20 protein-coding genes are annotated in these 26240 nt (G+C 42.5%); 2 read left to right on the top strand and 18 right to left on the bottom strand.

What is annotated here, in order from left to right:
- Nucleotides 1-6: 6 nt before the first annotated feature.
- From EC328_RS02475 to EC328_RS02465, 3 genes are all read right to left on the bottom strand, one after another.
- Complete coding sequence (locus EC328_RS02475) at nucleotides 7-1011, bottom strand: permease (RefSeq protein WP_128425340.1); 1005 nt, start codon at nucleotides 1009-1011, stop codon at nucleotides 7-9.
- A gap of 244 nt (nucleotides 1012-1255) precedes the next feature.
- Nucleotides 1256-3292, bottom strand: a complete 2037-nt coding sequence (locus tag EC328_RS02470; protein WP_206363896.1) for a heavy metal translocating P-type ATPase — start codon at nucleotides 3290-3292, stop codon at nucleotides 1256-1258.
- 77 nt (nucleotides 3293-3369) lie between these two features.
- A complete protein-coding gene (locus tag EC328_RS02465) occupies nucleotides 3370-3759 on the bottom strand; it encodes an ArsR/SmtB family transcription factor (protein ID WP_128425338.1) in 390 nt (129 codons plus the stop codon).
- Between the two features lie 224 nt (nucleotides 3760-3983).
- Here EC328_RS02465 and EC328_RS02460 point away from each other — a divergent pair, with 224 nt between their 5' ends.
- Nucleotides 3984-5576: a hypothetical protein gene (locus tag EC328_RS02460; RefSeq protein ID WP_128425337.1), complete on the top strand. Its 1593-nt coding sequence runs from the start codon at nucleotides 3984-3986 to the stop codon at nucleotides 5574-5576.
- A gap of 37 nt (nucleotides 5577-5613) precedes the next feature.
- On the opposite strand, the gene EC328_RS02455 is transcribed toward EC328_RS02460, so the two are convergent.
- The 15 genes from EC328_RS02455 to EC328_RS02385 all read right to left on the bottom strand — a co-directional run bounded on the left by EC328_RS02455 (nucleotide 5614) and on the right by EC328_RS02385 (nucleotide 24167).
- A complete protein-coding gene (locus tag EC328_RS02455) occupies nucleotides 5614-6405 on the bottom strand; it encodes a DUF975 family protein (protein ID WP_128425336.1) in 792 nt (263 codons plus the stop codon).
- A gap of 61 nt (nucleotides 6406-6466) precedes the next feature.
- Nucleotides 6467-7780, bottom strand: a complete 1314-nt coding sequence (locus EC328_RS11870; protein ID WP_128425335.1) for a 2-hydroxyacyl-CoA dehydratase — start codon at nucleotides 7778-7780, stop codon at nucleotides 6467-6469.
- A gap of 15 nt (nucleotides 7781-7795) precedes the next feature.
- Nucleotides 7796-10702, bottom strand: a complete 2907-nt coding sequence (locus EC328_RS02445; RefSeq protein ID WP_128425334.1) for an acyl-CoA dehydratase activase-related protein — start codon at nucleotides 10700-10702, stop codon at nucleotides 7796-7798.
- Nucleotides 10703-10943: 241 nt separating this feature from the next.
- Nucleotides 10944-12395: an IMP dehydrogenase gene (gene guaB / locus EC328_RS02440; RefSeq protein ID WP_128425333.1), complete on the bottom strand. Its 1452-nt coding sequence runs from the start codon at nucleotides 12393-12395 to the stop codon at nucleotides 10944-10946.
- A gap of 137 nt (nucleotides 12396-12532) precedes the next feature.
- On the bottom strand, nucleotides 12533-13462 hold the full coding sequence (locus tag EC328_RS02435; RefSeq protein ID WP_128425332.1) for a CobW family GTP-binding protein: 930 nt from the start codon (nucleotides 13460-13462) through the stop codon (nucleotides 12533-12535).
- 95 nt (nucleotides 13463-13557) lie between these two features.
- Nucleotides 13558-13869: an ArsR/SmtB family transcription factor gene (locus tag EC328_RS02430; RefSeq protein WP_128425331.1), complete on the bottom strand. Its 312-nt coding sequence runs from the start codon at nucleotides 13867-13869 to the stop codon at nucleotides 13558-13560.
- 267 nt (nucleotides 13870-14136) lie between these two features.
- A complete protein-coding gene (locus tag EC328_RS02425; RefSeq protein WP_240671510.1) occupies nucleotides 14137-14694 on the bottom strand; it encodes a hypothetical protein in 558 nt (185 codons plus the stop codon).
- 203 nt (nucleotides 14695-14897) lie between these two features.
- Complete coding sequence (gene groL / locus EC328_RS02420) at nucleotides 14898-16526, bottom strand: chaperonin GroEL (RefSeq protein ID WP_128425330.1); 1629 nt, start codon at nucleotides 16524-16526, stop codon at nucleotides 14898-14900.
- A gap of 170 nt (nucleotides 16527-16696) precedes the next feature.
- Nucleotides 16697-16978, bottom strand: a complete 282-nt coding sequence (locus EC328_RS02415) for a co-chaperone GroES (protein ID WP_128425329.1) — start codon at nucleotides 16976-16978, stop codon at nucleotides 16697-16699.
- A gap of 208 nt (nucleotides 16979-17186) precedes the next feature.
- A complete protein-coding gene (locus EC328_RS02410) occupies nucleotides 17187-17870 on the bottom strand; it encodes a DUF554 domain-containing protein (protein ID WP_128425328.1) in 684 nt (227 codons plus the stop codon).
- A gap of 138 nt (nucleotides 17871-18008) precedes the next feature.
- Entirely contained in the window at nucleotides 18009-20096 is a 2088-nt protein-coding gene (locus tag EC328_RS02405) for a DUF3160 domain-containing protein (protein WP_164906007.1), read from the bottom strand.
- Nucleotides 20096-20776: a hypothetical protein gene (locus tag EC328_RS02400; RefSeq protein WP_128425326.1), complete on the bottom strand. Its 681-nt coding sequence runs from the start codon at nucleotides 20774-20776 to the stop codon at nucleotides 20096-20098. Before EC328_RS02400 ends, EC328_RS02405 begins: the two co-directional genes overlap by 1 nt.
- Before the next feature lie 73 nt (nucleotides 20777-20849).
- Nucleotides 20850-21731 (bottom strand): DNA-3-methyladenine glycosylase family protein, encoded by an 882-nt coding sequence (locus EC328_RS02395; RefSeq protein ID WP_128425325.1) that lies wholly within the window; start codon nucleotides 21729-21731, stop codon nucleotides 20850-20852.
- A 378-nt stretch (nucleotides 21732-22109) separates the two neighbouring features.
- Nucleotides 22110-23375: a Glu/Leu/Phe/Val family dehydrogenase gene (locus EC328_RS02390; RefSeq protein ID WP_128425324.1), complete on the bottom strand. Its 1266-nt coding sequence runs from the start codon at nucleotides 23373-23375 to the stop codon at nucleotides 22110-22112.
- Between the two features lie 135 nt (nucleotides 23376-23510).
- On the bottom strand, nucleotides 23511-24167 hold the full coding sequence (locus EC328_RS02385; RefSeq protein WP_206363938.1) for a redox-sensing transcriptional repressor Rex: 657 nt from the start codon (nucleotides 24165-24167) through the stop codon (nucleotides 23511-23513).
- Nucleotides 24168-24323: 156 nt separating this feature from the next.
- Between EC328_RS02385 and EC328_RS02380 the strand changes: the two genes are divergently transcribed.
- Nucleotides 24324-26231 carry an ABC-F family ATP-binding cassette domain-containing protein gene (locus EC328_RS02380; RefSeq protein WP_128425323.1) on the top strand — a complete coding sequence of 636 codons (1908 nt, stop codon included), beginning with the start codon at nucleotides 24324-24326 and terminating at the stop codon, nucleotides 26229-26231.
- Nucleotides 26232-26240: the final 9 nt, after the last annotated feature.

The raw sequence follows: 26240 nt of genomic DNA, 5'->3' as shown, positions 1-26240 counted from the left end.
CCTTTATCATATAAACAAATGGCTGAAGCCATTAAATGCAAACCCTATAATAAGTATACCCACTGATACTACTCCTGCGAAAACTCCTAAAAGCTTTGGCTTGACAACCTTTGAAAGCATTATCATTGAAGGAAGCGATAAAGCAGTTACTGCCATCATAAAGGACATTACGGTTCCAATTCCCACACCTTTAGTTACCAATGCCTCTGCTATGGGCAGAGTCCCGAATATATCTGCATACATAGGTATTCCCACAAAAGTGGCTACAGGCACTGAATACCACTTGTCCTGTCCTAAAACCGCAGTGATAATGTTTTCGGGGATATAATTGTGGATCATTGCTCCTATTCCAACTCCCACCAGAATATATATCCAAACCTTTTTGATTATGTCATCCACCTGGAGCTTGGCAAACCTGAGCCTCTGGCCGGTTGTTAGCTCGTCCTGGTCCAGGTCTATCAAAGGGTTATTAAACACATATGATTCCACATATTTTTCAAGCTTTGCTTTGCTTATTATGGTGCCGCTGATGACTGCAAGTATTACCCCGACGACAACATATGCTATTGCTATCCTCCAGTTGAATATGCTGGCAAGAAGGAGCACGGATGCCAGGTCAACCAATGGTGAGGATATAAGAAATGAGAAGGTAACACCTATAGGGAGTCCTGCGCTTGTAAAGCCAATAAAAAGAGGTATAGACGAGCATGCGCAAAAAGGTGTTATTGTTCCAAGAAGCGCAGCCAACAGATTCGCTGTAACTCCTTTAAACCGACCGATGATCTTTCTGGTCCTTTCAGGCGGAAAGAAGCTTTGGATATATGAAATACCAAATATAAGGAATGATAGCAGCAAGAATATCTTAATGGTATCGTAGATAAAAAAATGAAGACTATTCCCGAACCGGGTTGTCATACTCAGCCCGAATACATCCTCGACGAGCCGTTGGATCAAATCGTAAAGCCACTCCATTTTAAGGAGCTGAGAGTTTAGCCAGCTAAAAGCAGACATTTTATTCCTCCTGTGGTTGATGTTAAATCGAATTATTTCGATCTATATATTCAGTATAATCCAGTGTTAAAAAAGTGTCAAGAGAAGAAAGTGAATAAGTAAAAGTGAATAGTGAATAGTTCAAGACAAAAGTCCGATCAGTGATATAACACAAGTATAGGTAATTTTCGTTTTTGGCATTGCCTTACTCATAGTTCGTTTCACTGTTCACTGTTAACTATTCACTATTCACTGTTCACTGTTTCTACTTCATCGCTCTTGTTGAATTGAGTACAGCAATTATAGCTACACCCACATCAGCAAATACAGCTTCCCACATGGTGGCCAGGCCTCCCGCTCCAAGCAGGAGCACTATTCCCTTGACGCCAAGTGCAAAGGCTATGTTCTGCCATACGATCCTTCTGGTTTTTCTCGCTATTCTCAAGGCCTGAGGAAGCTTCTCAAGATCATCGGTCATCAGGACAACATCAGCAGCCTCGATTGCCGCATCTGAGCCCATGGCACCCATTGCGATCCCGATATCTGCTCTTGCCAGAACAGGAGCATCGTTTATTCCGTCTCCCGCAAAGGCAAGTTTTTTCCCATTAGAGCTATTCTCCATCAATTCTTCGACTATACCTACCTTGTCCTGAGGAAGCAGCTCATAGTATACCTTGTCTATCCCAAGCTCTGCAGCAACTCTTTCAGTGGTGTTTTTATTGTCTCCAGTAAGCATAATTACCTGACTTACCCCCATCGATCTCAGCTCCGATATTGCCTTACCTGCATTAGACTTTATCCTGTCTTCAACTGTTATGTGACCTTCATATTTTCCATCTACTGCGATATTTACAACAGTGCTGTCAGAATTGCCACCCTCCATGAGAATCCCTCTTTTATTGAAAAGTGCATCATTCCCAATAAGAACATTCGCACCATCAACGGTTGTCTCGATTCCCAGGCCTGCATGCTCTTTATGGCCTGGATCGCTTCCATTCTCTACAGGCTTACCATATGCCTCCAGGATTGACAGGGCGATGGGGTGAGATGAGTGGGCTTCAGCGATAGCCGCAACTCTGAGCAGTTCTTCCTTAGTGAGCCTGCCATTTGTATAAATCTCCGAAACCTTGAATTTGCCCTCAGTCAGAGTCCCTGTTTTATCCAAAACTATAGTATCCATATAGTTCAGAGCCTCAAGGTAGTTGCCTCCCTTAACCAGGATCCCGTTCCTGGATGCTCCACCTATACCTCCGAAAAATCCCAGAGGGATAGAGATCACAAGTGCACATGGACAGGATACTACGAGGAATATAAGGGCTCTGTATACCCAGTCATAAAAGCTTGCCCCTTCTATAAAAAGAGGTGGCAGTACAGCCAAAAAAAGTGCCGTAAAAACAACTGCAGGGGTGTAAACTTTTGCAAATCGAGTTATGAAGCTTTCTGTCGGGGCTTTTCTTGCTCCGGCGTCCTCTACCAGCTGTAAAATCCTTGAAACCGTCGATTCTCCATAGGGTTTCGAAACCTTAACCTTCAAGAGGCCTTGCCGGTTTACAAATCCTCCAAGCACTGAGTCGCCAACAGTCACATCTCTTGGCAGCGATTCTCCGGTGAGGGCTGCTGTATCCATTGATGAGGAGCCACTGGTGATAATGCCATCAAGAGGAACTCTTTCACCTGGCTTTATAAGTATGTCCTCCCCAATAGAAATAGTCTGAGGCTCGACTCTTCTGCTTCCCTCTCCCTCAATTAGGTTTGCATAATCAGGCCTGATGTCCATAAGAGATGCTATTGACCTTCTTGACTTGTTTACGGCAAGGTCCTGAAAATATTCGCCTACCTGATAAAACAGCATTACGGCAACACCCTCCGGGTATTCACCAATAGCAAAGGCTCCTATTGTAGCTACTGTCATAAGAAAGTTTTCATCAAATATCTGACCTCTGGATATATTCCTCAAAGCTCTCAGGACGACCTCTCCTCCTGCCAGAGCGTAGGCAGCAAGAAATAAAAGAAGACGTGGTATACCTTCTATGGGAAGCATTAGGCCGAATATAAAGAGAACAGCCCCTGCTGCTACATATTTCATGCTCTTGGAAGAGTAAAATCCTCCGTGACCGTGTTTATTGTCAAGCTTTGCATTTTCGATCGTTTGATCCTTATCCAGTACCTTTACATGCGGTTCAAAAAAGTTTACAATCTCAATCGCCCTTTCAGATATGGATGATACCATCTCCTTATCCTCAATGGTTACTCTAAGCGTCCTGCTCGTGAAATTAAGAGCGGCTTCGTTTACGCCTTCCATAGAATTTATCTTAGCTTCTATCCTAGAAGCACAGTTAGCTCAGTCCATCCCCTCAAGGTAAAACTCCTTGATTATCATTATTTCGCCTCCTCCTTGTGATGATCATGTGAAATATGGACAAGTCCCTGATCAAGGATATTTTTGACGTGATCGTCATCCAAGGAATAATAAACAACCCTGCCATCCTTTCTGTACTTTACAAGCTCAGCCTGCTTCAATACCCTCAGCTGGTGGGAAATAGCGGACTGATTCATATCAAGGAGGACAGCTATGTCACAAACACAAAGCTCCGATTCAAAGAGAGCCAAAAGAATCTTCATCCTTGTTTTATCCCCAATTATTTTGAAGAAATCAGCTGCTTTGTATGCCAGCCTGTCGCTTGGCATCTTTTCCATAACCTTATCGACTTTGTCCTGATGTATTACATTGCAGTCGCAGGTTGCTGATTCTGACTTTCTGTTTTCCATACTATGACCTCCTCATATGAATACTTGTTCATATATTCAAGTATATTATACACACTCACTACTCGAATTTCAATAATATTATTTATTGGTCTTATTTACAGGATCATATGTGTGAAAGGCCTCAAGTTAAGTTTTTAACAAGGCTCCAGCGATTCTTGTAACCTGATTGTCACACACTGGGTAAAATATTGATGTATAATTTACATATGAAAGGAGCTCTGGCTATGAGGAAATTTTATCCGGCTCTGACGATTTCGATTCTCGCATCAGCTTTATCATTATCAGGCTGTGGTTCTTCTCAAAAGGACATGAGGGTAATGACGGCTGCTGAGGAACAAGCTCCAATGGAGATGGCTTCCTCAGCTGTAATTGAAGAAGCTCTTGAATCTGATTATCTGAGAAGCCAAATAGAAAATCATATATCAGACATAAATCCAAAGGTTAAGTTGGAAAAAGGCCATTATTCCATAGGTGATTTAACCAATGATGGGATACCTGAGCTTGTACTCTTTGTCGAAAGGAATCCAGAGGATGTAAATGATCATGGAATGCTTGAGGTTTACGGTTTCAATGAGCTTGAGCACTATCTTATTGATAAGGTCCCTATGAACTATGACAATACAAACCATATTTTGAGAACAGGCCTCTTGTCCAACACTCAGCAAGGTATTCTCTTAAGCAATCAGGTGGGATCCCAGGCCAGCGTTACCTATGGATTTATTCTTGAGGATGGAAAGCTTAAAAGCATACTGAATCCCAAAAAGATAAATCTGGTAAGCGTTACTGCCAACAACAGTATTGAGGATATGAATGGAGATGGTATCCTCGACTTCAGTATATATACCATCGATCCGGAAACAAAGCTAAGTGACTCCAAGGAAGCCGATAGGATCCTGCTATGGTATAACTGGGATGGCAAAGACGGTGCAAGGGTACTTCAGCCTGATTGGACGACACTTCAAAGGTCATCAATAAACAGCGATGCTTCTGCTGGAGCAAGGAGCTTCACAGCGGCTGGTCAGCCTGTTCCCGGGAGTGTTGATTTTATACCGGCCCTGAAGGAGTTAGCAAAGAAAGCACCCAAGGATGAGATAGTGTCTCTTCTGTCTTCCCATATTGATAATCTGGAGATGAATTCCCTATATAGGAGCCTTGATATAGCAGCTTTAATAAACAGATTTGCAAATGGATCCTCCTTCGATGCTTTTCTGGCTTCTAATTCCTTAAGGGTAGAGGATATAAACAATTCTGATGTAATAGGAAGAAAAGGAGTGCTATCCGATCAGTCTGAGCTTAAGGATCTGCTGTTAAAAAATCTCGAGCTTGGATATTTGCTTAAGGCTGAGGATGGAAGATATGAGTACAAGGTAGATTACAACGGTATTGCTGAGCAATTCGGAGATATTCTTACAAATGAGTTCAGAGGATATCTGAGGATCATGTCGAAGGAATCCATCAATCCTCATATTGTGGAGGGGAGCCTTAAGCTTGACAGGTCTGAGCTTGCCCAAAGACTTATTGAAATCGAAAAATTCAGACTCACCTATAGCTATTCCCAAAGACTGGATAAGGTGCTTGAGCTTTATGCGTCATATATGGACTCACTTCTTTATAGAAACAAGAATGGATATGGTGTGGATCCGTCGACCGGTAAGGTTGCACCTGGTCATATTCAGGAGCTTAAGGAATTGACGATCGAGTTCCCTGGGAGCTATTTCACTGATGTTATAAACAAGCTTTTAACATCACCTTCTGTAACCTCCAGTGGAATGGTCGATCAAAAAACTAAGGAAGAGATCAGGAATCTCATCCCATAAGAAAAACCTGTGCGGCAGCACAGGTTTTTTGTTGTATCTAATATAATTGATCCATATCATCCTTTTCTGGTCCAGACTGATCCTCTGATGGAAGCCCCATACCGCTTCTGTAATGCTGATACAGCTTTGCCACTGTTGCTTCGTGGTATGGTTTTACAAATATGCCTCCTATTCCGAAGAACAGACTTCCGAGCAGATACCAACCGATGAAGGATAGGTCAAGGACAAATATTTCCCCCTTCTGTCCGTTTGTCATCATTGTGCTTAGTTCCTTGGCATCAGCGAAATTTAGCTCGGGATCCTCAGCTAAAATATATGGTATCATTCGGTATTGGTAGTATTTTATTATCCCTGGGATTATCAACAGAAGTCCCCAAAGAAATATGAAGAGGTCCATAATAAACATCTTGGTCGCAAGGGGGATCCATTCGCCCTTTCTGAGAGTTGAGAAAAGTGTTCCAACGGAAGCCTCACCCTTAAATCCCCTTATGAAGAATCTCTTTTCACCTACCTGGAGTACATTCCCAATAATTATTGCTAACACTACGGAGAAAAGTATGAATAGTGCAAAGGCAGTTGCACCCACTGCAATCTGGAATGGATTGTCCAGACCTATACCTTCTATCATAGTTCCAAATTCATTCCCAGGTCCAAAATTGATTTCGAAGTTGTATTCGCCATAATCCGGTGACTTATAGTCAGTCTCACGGGATGAACTCCCGCTTCCTCCTGTGAGCAGGCTTACTATAAGACAGACCGCAAAAGCCTTCCAGTAGTTCCTCTTGAGAAACTCTTTGGCCTCTTCTTTCAAATCTCTTCTTGTCCACATACTAAACACCTCTTCCTGTCATTGTAGCACTTTTACCAATCTAAAACAACAGAATGAGCTATTATAGCATAAGAACCCAGTTTTGAAATCCAAGCTGAAATTCCTCTTCTTCATTTGGCAGCTCAGGCAATATTTTTTCTCTTGCCACTGCAAGCATAAGCTTGATCCTGTTTTCCTGATTGACTCTTGTAGCTCCGGGATCGTAATCTATGGGAACTATGTTGGCCTCAGGATATTTTCTCTTGATGTTTGAAACCACTCCCTTGCCTACTATATGGTTTGGCAGACAGCCAAATGGCTGTGTAACTACTATGTTGCCATAGCCGTTCTTTATTAGCTCGACCATCTCAGCTGGAAGTAACCATCCCTCTCCCATTTTGCATCCAAGTCCGATTATATCCTTAACAAGCTCCTTCATGTGGACAAATGGAGAGGGAGCGATGAAGCTGCTATAGGTCTTAACAGCATCTATCATCAATTCCTCCATTTTTCCCAGATACTCATTCACTTTACCTAAAATGAAGCTCTTAAAGAAGGATCCTCCATAAAGCTGGTAGTCGATTACTCCGTTTTCCATACAATACATGAGAAAACCCAGAAGTCCAGGGACCATAACCTCACAGCCCTCTGACATCAGAAAATCCTCAAGGTTATTGTTCCCAAGACTGGAGTACTTCACATAGATTTCTCCCACTATGCCTACCTTGGTTTTTTCCGTATCCTGTCTTTGAATTTTATCAAAGCTGGTTACTATATCCCTTAGATTGCTTTTCAGCTCCGCCAGATGGATACCTCTCATTACTTCAAGTTGCTGAGCCAACTCATCAACCCATTTATCCACAAGGGCATCGGTCTCACCCTGGTTGATCTCATAGGGCTTGACCTGATTCTTCAAAAGCATGAGAAGATCCCCATATACGATTATCGCTACAGATTGTCTCAGCATTGGTATCGAAAGCCTGAAGCCGCTGTTTTTTTCCATCCCCCCTGCATTTAGTGATATTACGGGGACATGGCCATACCCCGACTTTATCAAAGCCTTTCTTAAGAGATGTATATAGTTGGATGCTCTGCAGCCTCCTCCTGTCTGAGTTATCATAAGGGCTACCCTGTTGATGTCATACTCTCCTGACTCCAAGGCATCAATCAGCTGACCAATTACCAGCAATGCCGGGTAACACGTGTCGTTATGTACATTTCTCAGACCGGATTCCACCACTGAACGTCCCTGGTTTTTAAGTACCTTTAGGTTATAGCCAAAATTCCTAAACACTTTCTCAAGTAGCGCGAAGTGAACCGGCAACATGTCGGGGCAAAGGATAGTATAGTCCCTCATATCTCTGGTGAATTCCACTCTCTTTACTCTTGTACTCATATCTAAAAAGCCTCCTTAAGACCTTTGTTCAATAGCCGCCAAAAGACTTCTGATACGAATCTTTACTGCTCCAAGGTTCGTTATCTCATCTATTTTCAATTGGGTGTAAATCTTCCCGTTGTCTTCCAGAATTGCCTTTACTTCATCAGAGGTGATTGCATCCAGACCGCATCCGAAGGATACCAGCTGGACCAGCTCCATATTGGGTCTCCTTGATACCAATTCAGCAGCTTGATATAGTCTTGCATGGTAGGTCCATTGGTTAAGTATGTCGGTTGGGGTCTTTCCTCCAAGATGACTTATTGAATCCTCTGATAATACAACAGTATCAAACTCTGAAATCATCTTTGCTATCCCATGATTGACCTCCGGATCAACATGGTATGGTCTGCCCGCCAGAACGATCGCCAGCTTATTTTTTTCTTCTGCGATTTTTAAGTACTCCTCGCCTTTTTGCCTTAATCTCTTCAAGTACCCTTTGTATTCGATGATACCTCTGTCGACAGCCAGCTTAACATCATTAAGCTTGATATCCTTGTGCCATTCTCTGAGGATCTCGTGAAGTCTCTTCGCCAGTATCCTCTTATTGTTCAATCCCAGATATTCATAGAAAAATCTTGTACCTGCAATTCTATCGACATTTGCTGCAATGACCTCAGGATAATAGGCTACGACAGGGCAGTTAAAATGGTTGTCTCCGGATTTTTCATCCAGATTATAAGTCAGGCACGGGTAAAATATTGCATCAACACCCTGATCCAACAGATACTCAATATGACCATGCACTACCTTGGCAGGGAAGCAGACTGTATCCGAAGGGATGGTGTGCTGCCCTTTGATAAACATCTCCCTGGTCGAAAAAGACGATGGAACAACCTCAAAGTCGAGCAGAGTAAATACTGTATGCCAGAATGGCAAAAGCTCAAACATATTCAATGCCATCGGCAAGCCTACCCTTCCTCTTCTTCCTTTTATCGGAACATAGTTTTTTAGGAGATCAAGCTTGTACTCATATATATTAAACCTTTCCTCAGGAGCTTTCTGTCTTATAGGTCTCTCACATCTGTTTCCACCTATGAACTTTCGATCATCTCCAAAGGAGTTCACAGTAAGTCTGCAGTTATTCTCACATAGTCCACAGAGTACCACTTTTACCTTATGGTCAAACCCCTGAAGGTCCTCCCTGGACAATAGACTGGTGGTCTCGGAGCTTCTTCTTTCCTTGGAGTATAGCGCTGCTCCATATGCTCCCATAAGTCCTGCAATGTTTGGTCTTATTACCTGATGCTGAAGTTCATCCTCAAAAGCTTTGAGCACAGAATCATTGTGGAAGGTTCCTCCCTGGACAACAATATTATGTCCCAGATCTTTGGCTGAGGATGCTCTGATTACCTTGTACAATGCGTTTTTGATAACACTTATGGAAAGACCTGCGGAAATATCCGCAATGGTTGCTCCATCCTTCTGCGCCTGCTTTACAGATGAATTCATAAAAACAGTGCACCTGGAGCCCAGATCTACAGGATTTCGGGAATATATGCCAAGCTGGGCAAAATCCTTTATATCATAGCCCAAAGCTTCTGCAAAGGTCTGAAGAAATGAGCAACAGCCAGACGAGCATGCCTCATTTAGGAATATGCTGTCGATTACTCCATCCCTGATCTTGAAGCACTTTATGTCCTGGCCGCCTATGTCGATAATGAAATCGACATCGGGCTTGTACTTCTTTGCGGCTGTATAATGAGCTATAGTTTCCACAACACCAAAATCAAGCTTGAATGCATTCCTCATCAGATCCTCGCCGTAGCCAGTCACTGCAGAGGATTTGATTTTAATAGCCGGATAGTTCTCGTAAAACTTCATCAGAAAATCCTTTATGAGAGGTACAGGATTCCCTTGGTTTTGGGTGTATATTGAATGGAGGATCGTATCGTCCTCTGCCATTATCACAGCCTTAACTGTAGTAGAGCCCGCGTCTATGCCAAGATAAGCATCCCCTTTATATGTGTTGGGATCTGTAAAGGATACCTGTTCCCTGTCATGACGTTCTTTGAATATCAAGTAGTCCTCCTCGTTTTCGAAAAGCTTTCCAAGGCCGTTAAAGCTTCCCTCTTCGCCTGTGTTAATCAAATCCTCCATAAGCTCATCCAGATCCAGCTTTCTTTCATCTGAGCTGTAGGCAGCTCCTATCGCTACATAATAAAGGGAGTTTTCAGGACATACTCCATTGACTCCAAGGGTATGGTTGAAGCTCTCCCTCAGCTGGGAGAAAAAAGTAAGGGGCCCGCCCAGGTACACTATTTTCCCCTTGATCGGTCTGCCTTGAGCAAGACCGCCTATGGTCTGATTTACTACTGCACGGAAAATGCTTGCTGCCATGTCGCTCTTACTTGCACCCTGGTTAAGGAGGGGTTGAATATCCGACTTAGCAAAAACCCCACACCGTGATGCAATAGTGTAGGTCTTGTCATATTCCGCTGCAAGCTGGTTCATATCTGTCAAACTAACTCCCATAAGGGTCGCCATCTGGTCGATAAAAGCTCCTGTGCCACCTGCACAGGATCCATTCATCCTTACCTCCATGCCGTTGGAAAGAAACAGTATCTTTGCATCCTCTCCCCCCAGTTCGATAACGACGTCTGTCCCTTCTATCAGCTTCATGACAGAAAGTCTTGTAGCATAAACCTCTTGTACAAAGGGTATATTAAATTTTTGGGCAAGACCCATGCCTGCTGAGCCTGATATTGACAGATAAGCCTCATTCAGGTAGGGGAACCTGTCTCTTATATCCTCCAATAGTTTGACTGTTTTTTCCCTTATCTGGGAATAATGCCTTTCATAAGAGTGAAAGACAAGCTTCTCATCCGAATCCAGCACCACACACTTGAGTGTTGTTGACCCTACATCCAGACCGATCCTCATTTATGATCACCTTGATTCCTCATATTATAGTTCTATCTTATAACAAATATTTACAAAAGTACATACGTTAAAAGCTGGTTAAAGAGTGTCTTGAAAGTTGGAGGTTAAATCAATTGACAATGGACAATTGACATTGGGATCCCTCCACTTCGGTCGGGATGACAGAAATGTGTCATTCTGAGCTTTAGCGAAGAATCTTAGCTCTTGGCTCTTAGTTCTTAGTGGCGACCGTCGGTCGCCACTACCCTCTCTGATAATTGGGTGATTCCTTGGTTATCATTATATCGTGAGGATGATTCTCTACAAGCGATGCGGCAGTTATCTTGATCATCCTGGATTTCTCCTGAAGCTCAGAAATGTCTTTTGCACCCACATATCCCATTCCTGACTTTAGTCCTCCTATCAACTGATAAACTACATCACCGAGCTTGCCCTTGTAGTGGACTCTGCCTTCTACCCCTTCCGGAACATACTTCTTCGTATCCTCCTGGAAGTACCTGTCCCTGCTGCCAGAATCCATTGCTCCCATTGAGCCCATCCCTCTGTATTCCTTATATCTCCTGCCTTCATAAAGAACTTCCTCACCGGGGCTTTCCTCAGTGCCTGCAAACAATGATCCTGCCATCACTACATTAGCCCCTGCGGCTATAGCCTTTGTAATATCTCCCGAGTACTTGACTCCTCCATCAGCTATAACGGGGATCTCATATTCAGCAGCTGCCTTCGAGCAGTTCATTACTGCAGTTATCTGTGGTACTCCAATACCTGTAACTACTCTTGTGGTACATATGGAGCCAGGACCGATCCCCACCTTGATGCAATCAGCTCCAGCCTTAATAAGGTCGATGGTTGCTTCTGCTGTAGCAACGTTTCCGGCTATTACCTGAAGATCAGGATAATTGGATTTGATTTTTGAAACAGCATCGAGGACTCCTTTGGAATGACCATGCGCTGTATCAACAGTAATTACGTCTACCTGACTCTTAACAAGAGCTGCGATTCTTTCCATCATGTCATTTGTTACTCCCACAGCTGCCCCTGCTAAAAGTCTTCCCTTTGCGTCTCTGGCTGAATTTGGAAACTCAATGGACTTCTCAATATCCTTTATGGTGATCAGCCCGCTAAGCTTGAAATCATCGTCAACCAAGGGCAGCTTCTCGATTTTGTACTGCTTCATGATCTCAAGGGACTCATCCATGCTTATATCTATAGGCGCCGTCTTAAGGTTCTCCTTAGTCATTACCTCGTCGATCTTCCTTGTGATGTCCTTTTCAAATCTTATATCACGATTTGTTAGTATTCCGACCAATGTGTTTGATCCATCTACAATGGGAACTCCAGATATTTTGTACCTCTCCATAAGCTCAAGAGCATCTGCAACTATATGGTCTCTTGACAAATAGAACGGGTCAGTGATGATACCATGCTCACTTCTCTTTACTCTGTCTACCTCCAGCGCCTGCTTCTCAATAGACATATTTTTGTGTATTATTCCTATTCCGCCCTCTCTGGCCATAGCTATTGCCATTCTTGATTCAGTGACTGTATCCATGCCTGCACTCATCAATGGAATATTTAGCTTAATTCTCTTTGTCAGTTGTGTCCCAACGTTCACGTTCCTCGGCAGCACCTCAGATTTGCCGGGCAGGATGAGAACGTCGTCAAATGTCAAACCCTCACCTACGAATTCCAAATCATACCCCCCTTTTTATTTCCTGTCCAAAGATATTTTCTTAATAATGTAACAAACCTTGAGTTTTATGTCAAGGAATGTTTGAAAAGAAAAACCCTGGATTTAAAACCAGGATTTACTTGGATTTACTTATATACTTACTTCATTTTCATAGGGGTCCTGATGAAGTTTTCCCAGTTGTGTGCAATCGGCCTTATTATTTGAGGCCCAATTTTTGAGATCACCACCAACTTAGGTCGTTCTCCGACAGCTGTTTCCTTAATGTGCAGCCTGTTACCCACTACGTCGATCTGGCTCCAGTCACCATCTACCCTTGCGAAGCCCTTTATCCTGTAAGCGTCTCTTTTTACACTATCAACAAATGACTCAAGACCAGATATCGTAATATCCTCGTCAAACTCTATCATTATTGTCTTTGGCTTATTCTCAGGTGTATTTGTCGTGTCTTCGCTTTCATTCCAATGATACTTCATAAGGTCTTCCTCAAGGAAGCCATAATCAAGTTTTCCATAATTGGTAGTCTCGATTGGCACGATCTGATTTATTTCCCGAATCCTTTTAATTACCTCAGATAGCTTGTCATCATCAACAAGATCGGTTTTACTTAGAGCAACAAGATGGCAATGTCTTATCTGCCTCTCCACTGTTTCCAGATCTTCCAGCTGTTCCAAAAAGTTCTCAGCATCGACTACACATATCGCTCCCTTATAATTATAAACATCGCCTTTGAAATCGCTAACTCCTGCAAGGATGTCCCCGATATTCGACGGGTCAGCTAAGCCGGATGATTCAACAAAGAGGTAGTCTAAGTCCCTTTCAGCCATCTCCATCATACCATGTGCAAAGTTCAGCTTTAGGCAGGAGCAGAAAATTGAACCTTGGTTTATCTCAATAAGCTCAAATCCTTCTTTTCTTATTATATCTCCATCGATACTTATCCTGCCAAATTCATTCATTATTACTCCCAGCTTCTTTTCTGACAGATCATTTAGTATATTGGTCAATAGTGTGGTCTTACCCGCTCCAAGGAAGCCAGTAAGTAGATAAAGGTCGATTTTTTTATTCAATTCTTTCCCTCCAAAATCATATATGATTCTAATGCAAACAGGTTCAGTCGCCTCCGGCAAATGAACCTGAAATACAAGTGCTTGATCATTAAGCTTTATTGATTGCTTGCCTTAGGTTTCCGATTGCAAATACAATCTTTTTTGGGACCAACTATGTAGTTGATGTATTCGAACAAATCATCCACCACCGGTTTGTTGATGGAGTAGCACATCCACTTACCCTGCTTTTTGCACTTTACGAGCCCCGCTCTGACCAGGATCTTCATATGGTGAGAAATAGTAGGCTGTGTAAGCTCTAAACCTTCCATAATGTCGCAAGCGCACATTTCCCCACAGGAAAGCATGTCGAGAATCAAAAGCCTGTTCCTGTCGGATAATGCTTTGAGAACTTCAACTCTTCGATCCATTTTATCCTCACACCCCTTGAATCAATCAATAAATATCTATCTATGTGATTATGGTATATCATTGTCCATAATTTGTCAATGTGTTTGAGGAAAATTGTCCCAATTTTGTCAATATATTTACCGGCACGAAATAAGAACTGAAGAAATCTTATAAATTACACATAATTTCCTCCTGGATCGTGCAATTAAATTTGAGATGTGAACCATATCCTCCTGTTACTTTTAGATATGTTTGTGTCAATTAAATAAAAAACCTGTGATCTGAGATCACAGGGCTACTCGATAATTTCCATTGGCATAATCCTTAAGATAGCCTGAATACACAAACTCCAACTCCCTGTTCCCCATTATATCCATAGGGGAGGTCAGGCCAGGGTCTTTCTGAGTTATGGTGACACCGCTGTTTATAAGGACCTCAGAGACGAACTGAGAGCAGAAGTAGTTATAATGTCTGCTGAGCGGATAGTTGAACATGGCACTAAAAAGGCCAAGAAAGTTATAGCCATATCTGTTGCTCTCTCTCTTGAATTTGTTCAGCTGCATAACGAGAGATTCATACTGTTCCTGACTGACCTTAAGTGAGTAAAGGGCGCATACTGTATCTGGAAATCTTTTAAAAGTTCCATTGTCAATATCCTCCCTGACGAACCCTGCCAATAGAGGGTTATAGGGTCTTAACCTGCCAAAGCTGTAAAGCTCTTTTAGGTCCTGGTCTAATGCTATTGACACATGGGTAAAAGGATGTCTGGTATATATATTTATTGCTTTCGAGAACATGGATCCACTATGGGAAAGAAGTATGTAAACGGTTGCTTTGGACTCCACCTTAAACACCTCAACTTTTGAATATTCTATTTTCTAATTCTACTTCTTTACCATGATCCATGCAAGAAAAAAGTTAATCATATTTTTATCAGGCAATGACAGAAAAATTTCTCACAGAAAAATTTTTTAAATAATATAAATCGAGGAGACCAAACAGACAAAGCCTGTTGATCTCCTCGATTTAAAACTGACTTCTATTGTTACTACATCATACCGCCCATGCCGCCCATACCACCCATTGCAGCCATTGGGTCTTCCTTCTCGATCTCAACTACTGCACTCTCAGTTGTGAGGACCATTGCCGCAACGCTTGCCGCATTTTGAAGCGCAGAACGAGTTACCTTAGTTGGGTCTACTATACCTTTCTCTACCATGTTGACATACTCTTCAGCCATTGCGTCGAATCCTATTCCCGGCTCTGCAGCTTTTACCTTTTCAACTATGATTGAGCCTTCAAGTCCAGCATTTGCTGCGATTTGTCTTACCGGTTCCTCAAGTGCTCTCAGTATTATGCTGACACCTGTCTTTTCATCTCCCGTCACTTCAGCAAGAAGCTTCTCCACTCTTGGAATCGTATTAAGAAGAACTGTTCCGCCTCCAGGGACTATTCCCTCTTCAACGGCTGCTCTGGTTGCTGCCAGGGCATCCTCAATTCTTAGCTTTCTTTCCTTAAGCTCAGTTTCAGTTGCCGCTCCAACCTGGATCACCGCAACTCCACCTGATAGCTTAGCCAATCTTTCCTGAAGCTTTTCAGAATCGAACTCTGACTCGGTTATTTCAAGCTGTGCCCTGATTTGTTTGATCCTGTTTTGGATATCCTCTTCACTGCCCTCGCCATTAACGATAACTGTTGTCTCTTTATCTATCTTGACCTTTGCAGCCCTTCCGAGCATGTCTATCTTTGCTTCCTTAAGCTCATAGCCAAGCTCCTCGCTGATGACCTTTCCGCCTGTAAGGATAGCAATGTCCTGTAGCATTTCTTTTCTTCTGTCACCAAAGCCTGGAGCCTTTACTGCTACGCAGTTGAAGGTACCTCTCAGTTTATTTACAACAAGTGTTGCCATTGCCTCGCCTTCGATGTCCTCAGCAATTATTACAAGAGGCTTGCTCATCTGGACTATTTGCTCAAGTACAGGGAGTATTTCCTGGATATTTGAAATCTTCTTATCTGTAATAAGGATGTATGGATTTTCATATTCAGCTACCATTTTCTCAGTGTCGGTTACCATGTAAGCTGAAACGTATCCTCTGTCAAACTGCATCCCCTCAACGACCTCAAGTGTTGTACCCATTGACTTGGATTCCTCAACAGTAATTACTCCGTCGTTTCCAACCTTCTCCATTGCAGCTGCAATAAGGTGACCGATCTCTTCATCGCCAGCCGAGATGGATGCTACCTGAGCTACAGCTTCCTTTGATGCGACAGGTACGGAAGCAGCCTTGATTCCTTCAACGGCTTCATCCACTGCTTTCTTGATTCCCTTTTGAAGTACCATAGGATTAGCCCCTGCTGCAACGTTCTTAAGTCCTTCTCTTATGATTGCCTGAGCAAGAATAGTTGCCGTAGTAGTTCCGTCTCCTGCCACGTCGTTAGTCTTTGTTGCTACCTCTTTAACGAGTTGAGCTCCCATGTTCTCATATTTATCCTCGAGCTCTATCTCTCTTGCAATTGTTACACCGTCATTAGTTATCATCGGTGAACCGAATTTCTTCTCAAGGACTACGTTTCTTCCCTTGGGCCCAAGAGTTACCTTTACTGTATCTGCCAGCTTATTGATTCCTTTTTCCATTGAACGGCGCGCGTCTTCACCGAATTTTATCTCTTTCGCCATATAAATACACTCTCCTTTTAATGATAATCGACAATTGACAATGCATACCCTTCCAATTTAATTCGGGATCCTTCGACAATGCTCGGGATAACATACTCAATTTCATTGTTCATTGTTCATTTAGTATTTCTTCTTAGTTGTGAAATGTAAATTTTAAATTGTGAATTGGTTTACTCAACTACCGCAAGGATATCCACCAATTTAAGAATAGTAAGCTCTACTCCGTCTACCTTGACCTCAGTTCCGGCATATTTTGAGAATATAACCTTGTCTCCAACCTTAACCTGCTCTTTCTTCTTCTCATCGTTAAGGATCTCATCCCCAATTGCCACTATTTCAGCCATCAATGGCTGTTCCTTTGCTGTCGAGGGAAGTACGATGCCGCTCTTGGTCTTTTCTTCTGCCTCTACCTTTTTGATTATGATTCTGTCTCCTAAAGGTCTTAGATTCATCAATATTCCTCCTTATCGCTATCTTTTTATTGTTAGCACTCACTTAAATCGAGTGCTAACATCTACCTATAATAATACTCGAAAATATAAAGCTAATCAAGTATATTTTTTTACTAAAAAAACTTGATTAGCTTTAATCTTTGAAAATATCTCGGTTAATTTTCTTATTTCTGTATAATACTCGATTTTTCTTCCAATATCTCGATTTTTAAAACAAACCTGCTACCAGATAGTAAATAATTGGTATAAATACTGCAGGCAGCATGTTGGCCAGTTTGATCTTCTTAAGGCCCAGTGCATTGACCCCTATTGCCATTATAAGGATGCCTCCAACTGCAGACATTTCGTTTATCACCTCAGGCGTCATAAAATTCTTTACTCCTCCTGCCAAAAGAGTTATTCCTCCTTCGTACAGCAATACAGGTATTGCAGCAAATGCAACTCCTATCCCCATGGTTGATGCAAGTATTATTGAGACTATGAAGTCCAGTACTGCTTTTGCGAATAGAGTCTCATGATTTCCGGTCAAACCGGATTCAACAGCTCCCAGTATCGCCATTGCACCAATACAATACATAAGGGATGCAGTAACAAATCCCTTTGAGAAAGTAGAATCCTTTTGACCAAATCTTTTTTCCAGATTTTTCCCCAGATTTTCAAGTCCGGAATCTATATTCAGCCATTCTCCAATAATAGTCCCAATGACAAGACTTGCGAGCACAAGTATCACGTTCTGCATCTCAATTGCACTCATAAGACCCAGTACTATAACTGCAATTGATATTCCATCCATTATAGTATTTGTGTAGCACTCCTTGATCCCCTTCTTCAAAACCAACCCTATCAGTGCCCCGAATAATATACCGAGGCTGTTAGCAACCGCACCAAGCATTCTATCACCTGTCCATTCTTAATAGTTTATTAATACAATGATACAGTAAAATGCTTCGATGTGCCAGAGAAATCAGTGAATAAGTAAGAGTGAAAAGTGAATAGTTTTTAAATTCACCTGTTCTCTATACACTATAAACTATTCACTGCCGAGAGGTACTATAAAGCTATTAGTCCAATCGGGCATAGGTGGATTTGTGCCATCCTTAAGCATAGCCTGCCAGTCCTCATCAGTAAGTCTTGTTGGATGCATAAATTCGTGGAAGCTGAATACTGCTCCCCTTGTAAGATAAACCTGACCCTTTATTGGGACTGCTACGTATATCTCATAAGCCGGCCCTACACCTGAGTGCATTATCCCGTCACGTCCAACTGTATGGTAATCAGCTATCACTGCCATATTTTTATCAGCTTCAGAGGTAATCTCAAACCATCTCATCCCATCTCCAGCAAAGGAGCTGGTCAAATCTTCAAGAATTCCTCCATATATCTTGATCCTGTCGTACTCCTCCTGGGTAAGAGGCTCTCCGGCCAGCTGCTTCTCAGTTGCGGATACAAGAAAATCAAGGAGCCACTGGAATCTTTCCATCTTGATATCGATCTCGTCCACCGGTATATTCCATGTCTTAAGGGATTCCCTTGAGAATTCGGTCAACCAGGAAAGCCTTTTATAAACCTCAAGATTTGGCTCTATGTAGCCAATGCCCTCGACGTACTCCTCTCCTCCCATTTCAGCTCCTGACTGCTTCCCATAAAGAACGGTGTCATGCTTGAGCTCGGCCCATGATCCCAGTGCTGTATTCAAGCTTTTGTCAAGCCAGGCATCGTTCTTCATAAAGTAGGGATACTCCTCCTTAGGCAGCTCGATCAAAGCCTTCAGTACCCACATCCAGCCTGAATACATATTGTTCTTCCAATCCTTCTCCTCGTACTTCGAAAATTCCTCTCTAAGTCTCTCCAGCTCCTTAGGGTACTCAGTCCATTCCCGGTTTATTGGATTTTGAAGCTGTAGTTCCTTGGCTCTGTCCGAGCCAAGCACAGCCATTACGTCCAGACCTGAGGGGATAGGTCTTAAAACGGGATAAACAAGCTCCTGGATCATCTGAGCATCCATTACATATCTCTGTCCCATGAACCTGAACTGCTGCCCGACAGGGTAATCAATGCCTGCATATCTTGCCTGAATTTTAGGCTCAGGCAATTTTTCAACCTCAGAATAAAATGTATCAAGCTTTGTCCCATTAGAAATTTCATCTGCAGCAAAGCCTTGTCCATAGACCAAATTCGCTATGCCTATATAATCTCTGATCCCCAAATCATCTGAATTGCCTACAAAAAATGCGGTTGGTGAGTAGATCTTTTCCCATGAGCCCATAATGTCCGGATTGTCATCTGCAATTTTAGCCATCAGTATAGCCTGCTTCGTCAGGTCAAGGTATCTCGTTTGTTTGTCCTTATATAAAGGCATAGGTGCCTGTCCGTACCACATCATAGACAGGAAATAGGTGCCAAGGTCATCGCTTCTGGTGTAATGTCCTCTGACCTGGTATTGGCTGTAATCAAGCTCAAACGGAAATATCGAGGATTCCTGAAATCCAGCCTTGCTAATGATCTTATCGTACTCAGAGTCTATCATGCTTAACACTTCTGAAGGTATCCCTTCCGGCAGATCCTGCTTCAACAGCCTTTGAGCCACTCCAAAGAAAGCAATATTCCTACCCTGTATGGTCTTCAGATCAGTATCTTTCAGCTCTCCATAAAGCTTAATTGACTCCTCCAGCATCCTGTTAGTCATATTTTTATTGATCTGGATCAGATGCTTATCCTCCAGGGTCCTTAGGGTATAATCATAGAAAATATGATATACCTGAAGGACAGAATCCGTAGTAATAAATGATGGTATCTCTTCATATTCATTGTGCTCATAGATGAAGAACAACTGCTCTTCCCTGGAAGGATTTACAAAGAATCCATTCTCTCCCAGCATCCTTTTTTGCTCCTCACCAAGTCCAGGAAACTTATCCAGATTTACTATGTTGGAAAGATCACTGGATACAACAAGCTCCGCTGGTTCGTCCTCAATAGCCGGAGCTTCCACCGGGTCCCCAGATGGACCGGGGGAGGTCTCTGACGGTTCCTTTCCGCCAGTACCAAGGCCGCAGCCTGTTATAAGGATTGAAACAGCGATAAACAGCATCATCAGTCTTAGCCTTTTATTATGCCTCATCAATACTCCCTCCATTCAAGTTCATCATCACTTATCCTAACTACCGCCTTGATACTCTTATTATTAAGAGATCCAGTTAATGATAGCTCTCCTTCACTTGCATAAATTTTTTTTATCGTCTGTAGCTCAGCGGTTTGAAGGAATCCCTCAAAACCGAAACCCCTCCACTTGTAGCTGTTAATGACCATACTCCCCTCCTCAAGGTATTCAGAGGACACTATCTCACATATCCCATCTCCATCAAGGTCATAAAGAATGAAATCATCAAACGGTTTTGAAAGCCTCGATCCTCTCCAGAAGGGCAATAACTTTTCACCGTCGAAGGTGTAAATAAAGGGACGCTTTGCCATCACCTGATGTAACAGTGACTTCTTATATACACCCAAGGCTATTTCTTCAATTCCATCGCCGTCTACATCTCCCGTCATGATCTTCCAGGGCTTAAGCTCCGAGGCATTCCATCTGAAGAGCTCTTTTCTGCCACCCTTCAGAGAATAGATTATTACCTCGTTCCCATATTCCTGCCACCGTCTTCCTTTAAGTACGACCAGATACTGATCCTCGCCTCCGGTCAATGTTCCTATGGCATGATCCTTGGTGCTGTCAAGAATGAAGCCCGCAAAAAACAAAAAAAGGAGCATCAGCACAAGAATCTTCAACACTTGAAAACACTTATACATAACGCTCCCTCCTTCTATTCAATTTGATTATAGCAACTGTTTCAGGCAGATTGGTTACGATTGGGTGACAATATCACTTTCCAATGCCCAGTTCCCTTGCGTAATAGAACAAGTACTGCTGTGCATAGCCTGCCAGACTCCCAAATAGCCTCTCTCCAGAGTCCTCCAGTTCTTTTTTTGTTGCAGGCCGCTTGAAGTAGAAATATTCCATTACTCTCTTCACCCAGACATCTACAGGGAAGGCCTCGCCCTTGTCAAATGCGAATAGCAGAATACAGTCGCTTACCTTGGGCCCCACGCCGGGTAATGTTGTCAAAAGCTCCTTGGCATCCTTGTGCTCAATATCGAAGATACAGGAGGTGTCAAATTCTCCATCTGCAATCCTTTTGCTTACCTCTCTCAGTCTGTCAGCCCTGAAGCCTACCCTGTATGCTTCTCTGATGTATTCCTCTGTCTTTTCAGCAAGAGCTCCAGGTTCAGGGAAGCTATAGTGGTCCCTTCCCCTATAGGTGCGGATATAACCCCCCAAATCGTTCGCGATGGCTTCAACTGCTTTCTTTATTCTTGGTATCTGATTGTTTGCTGAGATTATAAAGGAGATTATTGTCTCGTAGGGGTCCTGATTAAGAATCCTCATCCCGTATCCAAATGTTATGGCTTCCTTTAGTACCGGATCCAGTGACAGCTCCTCCTTTATCTTCCCGTAGTCTCTGTCAAGATCAAAGTAGTTGTGCCAAAAGCCTCTCCATTCCTTTTCATTTACCCCGTCTACATACAATATTGTCCCTTCCTGAAGAAAGTTTGCCACCATACCGCCTGCGATGGCTGTATAGCTTCTGTCATCCTCCAGGTACCACCTGAAGCACTGTCCGCATTCAAAAATATGCTTTATATTGAAATGTTCGAGGTCTTTTACAATAAGTTTGCCGTGCGATTGCTCCAATGTATAGTTCATTAATTTCTCCTTGGTCGTTTGATAAGGATATTATACTATAAAAACCAAGTGGTTAGTAGGTAGTAGAATTAAAGGAACAAATCAATTGACGATGGGCAATTGACAGTTGACAATGAAAGGCCAAAAGATAAAAGATTGGGATCCCTCCACTTTGGTCGGGATGACAGAAACCCGTCATTGCAAATTAACGACAAAAACTCCCTTCATGATCAACAGTGTTTTACTTTTTCACTGTCTTTCATAAAGGGAGCATATCATTTCTCAATCATCTGAACGGTAGTGAAGGATCTTGTTCATCGTTCATTATTCATTTGATCTAATTGTGATCTGTGAACCGTGAACTGTGAATTTTTCTATGTCAACCTATTGAGCTGGTAATTAATACCATCCTCTAAGCTTCATCGCAGTTGCAACCTTCTTAACTGAATGCATATAGGCTGATTTTCTCATTGTAACATTGTACTCTTCCTTGATCTTCCAAAGGTCGTTGAAAGCATTGACCATAGCGATCTCTTCTTTTTCTTCAACTTCCTTCTCACTCCAGTAGTAGCCATAGAGGTTTTGTACCCACTCGAAATAGGAAACAGTTACTCCACCGGCATTTGTTAGGATGTCTGGAGTTACAAGGATCCCGTTCTTTTCAAGAATTTCATCAGCTTCAGGAGTTATAGGTCCGTTAGCTGCCTCAGCGACTAATTTTGCCTTGATCTTACCGGCATTTTCCACTGTGATGGCATTCTCAAGAGCTGCAGGTATCATTATATCAACATCAAGTGCCCAGAACTCGTCCAAGGAGATCATTTTTGCCTTTGGATAGTTGACAAGGTTCTTGTTCTCTTTTACCCAGGCAGCCATATCCGCATAGTCAAGTCCGTCTGGATTGTAGATCGCATAAGTTCCAACTTCTCTTGCCCACTCACCAAGTGCGACTATCCTGGCACCAAGCTTTTGAACGTTCTTAACTGTAAAGCTTCCAACGTTTCCAAAGCCCTGGATTGCAACTGTTGCATGTTTGATATCTATTCCAAGTTTCTTGGCTGCTTCTCTTGTTACTACAGCAACTCCAAAGCCTGTTGCTTCATTTCTTCCAAGCGATCCGCCCCACTCAACTGGCTTGCCTGTTATAACGCCAGTGTTCATTGAGCCTGTCAGTTTGCAATATTCATCAACCATCCAAGCCATGATTTGGCCGTTTGTATTTACGTCTGGTGCAGGGATGTCTATTTTCTCGCCAAGATACTTGTAGAGGCCTTGTATGTATCCTCTTGAAAGTCTTTCCAATTCTCCTTTTGACAGGGTTGATGGATCAACTATAATACCACCTTTTCCTCCGCCATAAGGGATACCGGTAACGCAGCACTTAAAGGTCATCCAGATAGAAAGAGCCTTTACCTCGTCAGCATTTACTCCGGGATGAAAACGTATTCCACCTTTGCCTGGTCCAACAGCGTCAGAGTGCATAGATCTAAAGCCTTTAAAAACCTTTACAGAACCGTCATCCATTTTAACAGGGATGGATAGCTCGATAATTCTCTTGGGCTCCTTAAGAAGCTCGTAAACAGCCGGTTCCAGACCGAGAGCATCGCAGGCGTCTTTAACTTGCTTCTGCGCATTCTCCAATGGATTTAGAATTTCCTTTGACATAAATTAACCCCCTTTAATTTAGCTGTGGGCAATCCCCACAAAGACTATTAATCTCGACAAAATTATATCATAGGGTAAAATTAATAGCAACCTCATAAAATGAAGTTGCTACTTAAGTCATGGTCTTGTTTAAGCTTACTTCTCCTCAATTGTTTTCAGGAAGTATGAAAGGATAAACAGGCTCTCATTAAGCCTTACATTCTCCACTACTACATTACCCGGAACTATCAGGTCTGTTGGTGCAAAGTTCCAAATCCCCTTGATCCCGGATTTGATATAGATATCAGCTATCGCCTGCGCACTTTCTTTTGGAGTGGTGATGATCCCAATCTCAACATTATGCTCCTCAATAAACTGTTCGATATGATCCATGTCCCTTATTTCGATATCTCTGATCCTAAGGCCAATTACCTTTGGATTTCTGTCAAACAATGATAAGACCTTAAATCCTGCATCCTCAAATCCCTTGTAGTTCGCTATTGCCTGGCCAAGGTTTCCTGCACCTACAACTACAGCATTGTACTTTGTGTCCAGACCAAGAATTTTTCCTAGCTCCCTGTGAAGGTCTTCTACATTATAGCCATATCCTTGCTGTCCAAATCCCCCAAAGTTGTTTAAGTCCTGTCTTATTTGAGAAGCGGTAAATCCAGTCAGCACACTTAATTCCTGTGATGATATTCTGCTAATGCCCTTGTCGATAAGCTCTGCAAGATATCTGTGGTACTTAGGCAGTCTCCTTATAACCGTAATTGATACCTGATTTTCTTTGTTCAAAGTCAATTCACCACCCATTTTCATTTGTGAAGTTATTATATCATTCTAAAAAAATCATGTCAATTTATTCACATTTCATTAAATTTACTTTTCGTTGTATTTCTTCATATTATTACCCTTTTTTATGCAGGAAAGTTCTGGTAAAATGGTCATATGACTTATGGAGGGATAAATATGCCTGTATTGACAGTTCAAAATATTTCAAAATCCTATGTTGTCGATCCAATAATTGAGAACATATCATTTATGGTCGAACAGGGTGATAAAATTGGTGTCGTAGGATTAAATGGAACAGGAAAAACCACTCTTTTTCAGATAATATCCGGAAAACTGGCTCAAGACACTGGCCAGGTAATACTACAGAAAGAATTAAAGATGGGGTATCTTGAGCAGCAGACGAGAATAGAAAGCGACCTCACGCTCTTCGATGAATGTCTGACTGTTTTTGAAGACCTCATAATAATGGAAAAACGTCTTAGAGAAATGGAAAATGAAATAGCGACAAGAAGCGAAATGGATCCGGATGACTTATCACGATTAATGCTCGATTACGGCCATTTGCTTGAGGTTTTTACTGACCTGAACGGTTATGCGTTTCGATCAGAAGCACGAGGGGTGCTCAAAGGACTGGGATTCCAGGATGAGGAATTCGATAAGGAGGTCTCGGTACTAAGCGGCGGTCAGAAATCCAGACTTTCACTGGCGAAGCTATTACTGCAGAAGCCTGACATCCTTTTAATGGACGAGCCCACCAACCATCTGGATATTGATGCGATAGGCTGGCTTGAAAGGTATCTCAAGGAGTACAGAGGTGCAAGCCTGATCATATCTCATGACAGATACTTCCTGGATAATGTTGCAAGCAGGATATTTTTTATGGAAAATAGGAAACTGCATCAGTACAACACAAATTACTCAAGGTTCATAGTGCAAAGGAAGAGAGACCTTGAAATCCTGAAGAAGCAATACGAAGACCAGCAGAAGGAGATCACAAGGCAGGAGGAGATCATTCAAAGATATATCCGTTATGGTGGCGAGAGATACATCAAGCAAGCCAGAAGCAGGCAAAAGATGCTGGACAGGATCAAGCTTCTTCCTAAGCATCAGGAATCCAGGAAGGCAAGCTTCAGATTTTCTCCGGATATCAAATCAGGGAATGATGTACTCATTGCTGAGGGAATCAGAAAGAGCTTTGGCGAAATGGAGCTGTTAAGGGGCATCGACTTGACGATCTACAGGGGAGATAAAGCAGGCCTCATTGGACCGAATGGCATTGGCAAGACTACTCTTTTTAAGATCCTGCTGGGGCAACTCGAGTCCGATGAGGGAACGATCCGCTTTGGCCATAACATAAAGCCCGGTTACTTCGATCAGGAAATGTCGGATCTGAATCCTGAGAAAACCATAGTGGATGAGATTTGGGACGCTTATCCAAAGCTGGATCACTATGAAATAAGGACTTATTTGAGCCGCTTCCTTTTTATTGGCGATGATATCTTCAAGGAAATAGCTGAGCTAAGCGGTGGAGAAAAAGCAAGAGTTGCGCTTCTCAAGCTTATGCTCTCAGGTGCAAACCTTTTGCTGATGGATGAGCCCACGAATCATCTTGACATCGATTCGAAGGAGATTCTGGAGGATGCTCTTAAGGGCTACGAAGGCACTGTCCTGGTTATTTCGCATGACAGGTACTTCCTGAATCAGGTTGCAAATAAAATCCTGGAGCTGACCGAGACTGGTCTGGCGGAGTTTTTAGGCAACTATGATTACTACCTTGAGAAAAAAAGAGAACTATCCTTTGAGGCTGATGAGGAAGAGGATACCAGGACAAAAACCCAGATAAAACTGGATAAGAAAAAAGAAAAGGAGCTTCTCCAGAGAGAAAGGGACAAAAAAAAGGAGCTTAAGGAGCTGGAATCAAGTATAACCTCTCTTGAGGAAAAGATAGGCGAGATAGACTACAGGCTTTCAAGTCCTGATACCTATGATGACCATAATTTGGTTCTCAAGCTTTCAAAAGAACGGGAGGAGCTTAAAAAAAGGCTGGATCCAATTTATGAGAAATGGATGGAATTGAATGATTGATCCATGTAT

The sequence above is a fragment of the Gudongella oleilytica genome (assembly GCF_004101785.1).
In the GTDB taxonomy this organism is placed as follows: Bacteria; Bacillota; Clostridia; order Tissierellales; family Tissierellaceae; genus Gudongella; species Gudongella oleilytica.
Note: the sequence above shows the minus strand (reverse complement) of the source record. Positions and strands in the feature narration are given on the sequence as shown.

What these genes read in the sequence shown, in the direction of transcription:
- EC328_RS02400 (WP_128425326.1), bottom strand. Translation starts at nt 20,776, where the DNA reads ATGTATAAGTGTTTTCAAGTGTTGAAGATTCTTGTGCTGATGCTCCTT.
- EC328_RS02465 (WP_128425338.1), bottom strand. Translation starts at nt 3,759, where the DNA reads ATGGAAAACAGAAAGTCAGAATCAGCAACCTGCGACTGCAATGTAATA.
- EC328_RS02430 (WP_128425331.1), bottom strand. Translation starts at nt 13,869, where the DNA reads ATGGATCGAAGAGTTGAAGTTCTCAAAGCATTATCCGACAGGAACAGG.
- EC328_RS02380 (WP_128425323.1), top strand. Translation starts at nt 24,324, where the DNA reads ATGCCTGTATTGACAGTTCAAAATATTTCAAAATCCTATGTTGTCGAT.
- EC328_RS02455 (WP_128425336.1), bottom strand. Translation starts at nt 6,405, where the DNA reads ATGTGGACAAGAAGAGATTTGAAAGAAGAGGCCAAAGAGTTTCTCAAG.
- EC328_RS02385 (WP_206363938.1), bottom strand. Translation starts at nt 24,167, where the DNA reads ATGGGTGGTGAATTGACTTTGAACAAAGAAAATCAGGTATCAATTACG.
- groL (WP_128425330.1), bottom strand. Translation starts at nt 16,526, where the DNA reads ATGGCGAAAGAGATAAAATTCGGTGAAGACGCGCGCCGTTCAATGGAA.
- EC328_RS02395 (WP_128425325.1), bottom strand. Translation starts at nt 21,731, where the DNA reads ATGAACTATACATTGGAGCAATCGCACGGCAAACTTATTGTAAAAGAC.
- EC328_RS02470 (WP_206363896.1), bottom strand. Translation starts at nt 3,292, where the DNA reads ATGGAAGGCGTAAACGAAGCCGCTCTTAATTTCACGAGCAGGACGCTT.
- EC328_RS02460 (WP_128425337.1), top strand. Translation starts at nt 3,984, where the DNA reads ATGAGGAAATTTTATCCGGCTCTGACGATTTCGATTCTCGCATCAGCT.
- EC328_RS02410 (WP_128425328.1), bottom strand. Translation starts at nt 17,870, where the DNA reads ATGCTTGGTGCGGTTGCTAACAGCCTCGGTATATTATTCGGGGCACTG.
- EC328_RS02415 (WP_128425329.1), bottom strand. Translation starts at nt 16,978, where the DNA reads ATGAATCTAAGACCTTTAGGAGACAGAATCATAATCAAAAAGGTAGAG.
- EC328_RS02475 (WP_128425340.1), bottom strand. Translation starts at nt 1,011, where the DNA reads ATGTCTGCTTTTAGCTGGCTAAACTCTCAGCTCCTTAAAATGGAGTGG.
- EC328_RS02390 (WP_128425324.1), bottom strand. Translation starts at nt 23,375, where the DNA reads ATGTCAAAGGAAATTCTAAATCCATTGGAGAATGCGCAGAAGCAAGTT.
- EC328_RS11870 (WP_128425335.1), bottom strand. Translation starts at nt 7,780, where the DNA reads ATGAGTACAAGAGTAAAGAGAGTGGAATTCACCAGAGATATGAGGGAC.
- EC328_RS02405 (WP_164906007.1), bottom strand. Translation starts at nt 20,096, where the DNA reads ATGAGGCATAATAAAAGGCTAAGACTGATGATGCTGTTTATCGCTGTT.
- EC328_RS02445 (WP_128425334.1), bottom strand. Translation starts at nt 10,702, where the DNA reads ATGAGGATCGGTCTGGATGTAGGGTCAACAACACTCAAGTGTGTGGTG.